The 3,882-nt window shown below is 65.0% G+C and carries 4 protein-coding genes; all 4 read right to left on the reverse strand.

Annotation, left to right across the window (positions count from 1 at the left end):
* Positions 1–32 precede the first annotated feature (32 nt).
* Complete coding sequence (locus tag BN948_RS25240; RefSeq protein ID WP_035624833.1) at positions 33–2,432, reverse strand: hypothetical protein; 2,400 nt, start codon at positions 2,430–2,432, stop codon at positions 33–35.
* The gene (locus BN948_RS25245) at positions 2,429–2,686 is read right to left on the reverse strand and encodes a hypothetical protein (protein WP_035624836.1); all 258 of its coding nucleotides are present in this window, start codon (positions 2,684–2,686) and stop codon (positions 2,429–2,431) included. The genes BN948_RS25240 and BN948_RS25245 overlap by 4 nt, the downstream gene beginning before the upstream one ends.
* 458 nt (positions 2,687–3,144) lie before the next feature.
* A complete protein-coding gene (locus BN948_RS26975) occupies positions 3,145–3,564 on the reverse strand; it encodes a hypothetical protein (protein ID WP_035624839.1) in 420 nt (139 codons plus the stop codon).
* Positions 3,561–3,882, reverse strand: a 322-nt coding sequence (locus BN948_RS27435; protein ID WP_238327271.1) for a hypothetical protein, incomplete at its 5' end; no start/stop codon positions are given. The genes BN948_RS27435 and BN948_RS26975, both read right to left, overlap by 4 nt.

The following is a 3,882-nucleotide window of genomic DNA, read 5'->3' on the forward strand; positions in this document are numbered from 1 at the left end:
GTCCACCAAGAGTTGAAGTGGACTCGAGGCTCCTATGAACCGCCTCGGCTTTCAAGATGGGCTGACTGGACGCTCACGTCAAAGCCACGCCCGTACAGGCTTTTGTCGTACCTCTCGATGGCGTAGCGGTCGCCCTTCTGGACCTCCGGGATTTCCGCGTTGATCCGCGCCTTGAAGGACTCATACGCGGCCTCGGGGGCGGCCTTCTCGATGTCCTCTTGGCGCTGCTCGCGCATCCATCGCTCGATGTCGCCCCGCGAGAAGACCCAGACGCCGCCTTCAGGGCTGCTCATCGGGAGCCCGCCCATGAACGCTCGATAGACGCGGCTTCGCTCGTCGAACTCCAGACGCACCTCGGAGGCGGCAAAGCCTTGTTCCAGGGCGCGAGCCTTGGGCACCTCGTCAAGGAATCGACCGAGCCACTGCGCGGCATCCTCGCCCTCCCCGGGGGCCGACGGCAGCTCGTGGCGCAGATAAAGCGTCCCGTTGACCTTCACCGACACCTTGGGGTCGCTCACATACTCCACCGCCAACGACAGGGCCGTATCGGCGTCCGGCGCGTGCCCGCTGTGGGCCAGTAGGGTCGCGTGACGGCGCACCCATCCGCTCACCTGAGAGGTGTTCGGCGTAGTGTTGTGCCGCGTGGTCCCCACGGGATCGCTTTCGAGCCACTCGGGCACCTCCTGGCCCCGCGCCTCCAACAGACCGGCCGCAAGAGCGTTGCCCAAGGCAAGCGGGTTGTTGCGACGGATCACGTCCCACGCACCATCTCGCTTGTTCTCCAGCCAGTCCATCCAAGGCGTGTCGGTCAGCTCCGCTACGCGGGCCGCGATCTTGGTCTCCAGCTTGTACGCAGGAGAGCCAGCAGAGGCACCGGAAGCCGCAGACGATGCGATGGCCGCAGCATCCGCAGGGGCACGCCCCATGTGCTCCAGGAAGGCGATGTCGGAGAACCGCTTGAAGGCGTCCTCTCCGGCCGTCTGCCGGGCCGCGTCGGGGCTCACGTTGTTGAGTTGCTTGAACAGCTCGATGGCCTGAAGACCGGCCTCATTGAGTTCCCCGAGCGGTTTCCCTTTGGAGTCCAGGGCGATAGACGCGAGGTTGTTCAGACCGGCCCGGAGCTGGTTGGCCCAGTTCGGATTGACCAGCCCATTCAACGACCACGCCGACACCTGTTGATCGAACGCCATGTCGGCCGTCTTGCGCACCAGCGCCTGTTCGGCGTAGCCCTTCACGTCGAAGTCCTTCAGGGTCCCCGTGCTGGTCATCACCTGGGGCGTGTTCGTGCCTTGCACATCCCACAAGCGGCCCTGAGAGAGCGCCGCATCGACCCGCTTCTGAGCCTCGTGCTCCATGCCTGCGATGGCGCCCTGGAGACGTGCCTTACGGAGACCCTCAGCGGCTCGCGCTTGGGCCGCCATGTTGGACTGAAGCATGCCGTTGATGAACGCGGCGGTGGTGTACTTCTTGTTCGTGTCGCTGGTGGCCCAGCCCATGAACTTCTCCACCTGGAGCTGGCCGTCGCTGGCTGCGAGGTAGAAAGGTAGGGACTCCTCGTCCACCCGCTGGCGCTGGAGGCCGTCGTAACGGGTCCCCGCTTGGGCCTCCAGCGTGGCGGCCTTGTCGGCGCCCAGCATGGACCGCACGGAGCCGATGTCGGGGAGCTGGGTCTCCAGCAGGCCCGTGACCAGCTCCGTCTTGCCGCTCGCTGCGGCCCGCGTGATGGTCTCCAACAGAGCCCCGCGAGCTGCCGCAGGCGGCATCACCGAGGTCTTGCGCAGGAGGTGGTATTGGTCCATGACCTCCTTCACGGCGTCCTGCGTGGAGCCCGTGTAGTCGCCCGCAGTGACGCGGTTCAGGGTGTTGCCCAGGTTGTCGGCGGCGTCGTTCGCGGCTTGCTCCACGATCACCTTGTCGTTGGCCTGCGCGACCCCCGACATGAGCCTCTCACGGAGCCCGTTGAAGCGTTGGTCGTAGCCCGCAGCGGCGTACTTGCTTTGCCCCGCCAGGGCCGTGTTACGGGCCTCCACGAGGTACCGCTCGACCTCCTCGGAGGAGCTGAAGGTGACCTCTCCGGTGTTGACCTTGGAGGTCACGTCGCGCTCCAGGGAGGCAAGGGCGTTCTGACCCCAGATGTTTTGGGCCGTGGCCGCGAACACCGGGGACTGCGAGGGCAGCATCTCACCGGAGCGGATGCGCTTGCCCAGCTCATCGACCGTCATGGAGTTGGCCCAGCGTTGGGCGTTGGCGGTCTCCTCACGCTCGACCCGCTGGCGGTTCGTCTCGTTGAGCATCTCGGCCGCCGCGAAGGCGTTGGCAAGGCCCGCGAAGCGTTGATCCGCAGAGGGCACCGCTTGGGTCTGAGCGATGGGGCGGGCCTGGGTGACGAGGCGTTGGGCGCCGAAGTCGTCGCTGATTTGCAGGCGGCTCATGCGAGGCTCCCTTCACGGGGCGCAGGGACAACCACGAGGGTGCCGTTCGCAAGGTCGCGGCACAGCTCCGAGGTGGTGCGGTCCTTGAACCCAGCGACCACGCCCAGGCGGTAGTGGTCATTGAGGAGTTCCGTGAGGGCCTCGCTGTTGGTGACCGTGTGGCGCTCCCCGGTGGGGTCGATGGTGCGCTGAAGGTGCCGCTGGAGGTTCTTGAGGTGGTCGAAGGCGCCGACCGGGAGGGAGTAGGCACGCACGACGCGGGCTTCGTAGTCTTTGGGTTTGCAATGAGACATGGGTACAGGTGGTGGAAATGAAGAAAGCCCTGACACCGTTGGGCATCAGGGCTCAGGACGAGGGAGGGAGGGCTTCTCCCCTCAAATACAGATGCAGCCACACGGCTGCGATGTCGGGCTCTATAGGGCTCGACGGGGGGACGTTGGGGGGAAGACCTACGTGGGGAAGACACAAAGAACCACTCCCCCATGGGATCAACTGAAGGTCACCCGCTGGGCGCACTCAAGGTGGTCGATGAGGTGCATCGCTGATTGGTTGGATCATGGATGCACCCCCATGCAGAGAACACCTGAAGGGCTCGAACAGGGGCCGGGTGGTCTGCTGTCGATTGACCCCGGGGCGGCCCCCTCAGGTTCACCTTTTGGTTCCCCTTTATAGGTGGTTGCTAAGGCGATTTCGTGGTTGCTAAGGATGGCCGTCAGTAGGGGATGTCGCCGACACACAGGCCGAGGGACTGCCTGTATCGGTTGAAGGCCGCATCCTCGGCTTCGCGGTACAGCCGCTCCAGCGGATGGTGGTCATCCATAGGCGCCGCGCCTCGGTAGGCGTGAACGACAGCGCCCTGTGACCCACGCAACGTCACCAGCCCGGCACCGAGGAGTTGCCCGAGGATGGTTCGCATGGTCTGCCGCGAGGCGAAGGGAACATCCGCCGTCAAGTGGAGCGTTGCCCCGTGCCGGTCTGCTCGTGCCATGTTCCCCAGGGTGATGCGCAGTGCCGCGAGGTATGACGCGGAGCACCGCACAGCCCCGAGGGTGTCCGTCGCCCATTCACGTAGCAACGACTCGGGGTAGTCGCCCACGCAGTCAGGCACGGGCTTCATCGTGTAGTGGCTCACGTTGGGTCATCCGTCACGTCACCCGAGGGGCGCACGAACGAGCGCCGTCCGGTTGGGATGGTCACATTGATGGTGGGAGCACCTCGCGGCGGTTGCGGGATAGCGGGTGTCGCGGGAGGCGCATCGAGGTCCTCTGTCTCCAAGGCACGAAGCGCATGAGCCGAGACCGGACTAGACAGGCTGTGCATGGTCTTCACCGCATCAGGGTGGATGTGGCGGGCCAGATGGGCGCGAAGGATCATGAACCGCCCCGGGATTTGAGGAGGCTCTTTTCTCTGAGAGGATTGAGCCATGAACAAGAAGTCGAACAAGTTCTCA

The organism is Hydrogenophaga intermedia (genome assembly GCF_000723405.1).
Taxonomy (GTDB): Bacteria; Pseudomonadota; Gammaproteobacteria; order Burkholderiales; family Burkholderiaceae_C; genus Hydrogenophaga; species Hydrogenophaga intermedia.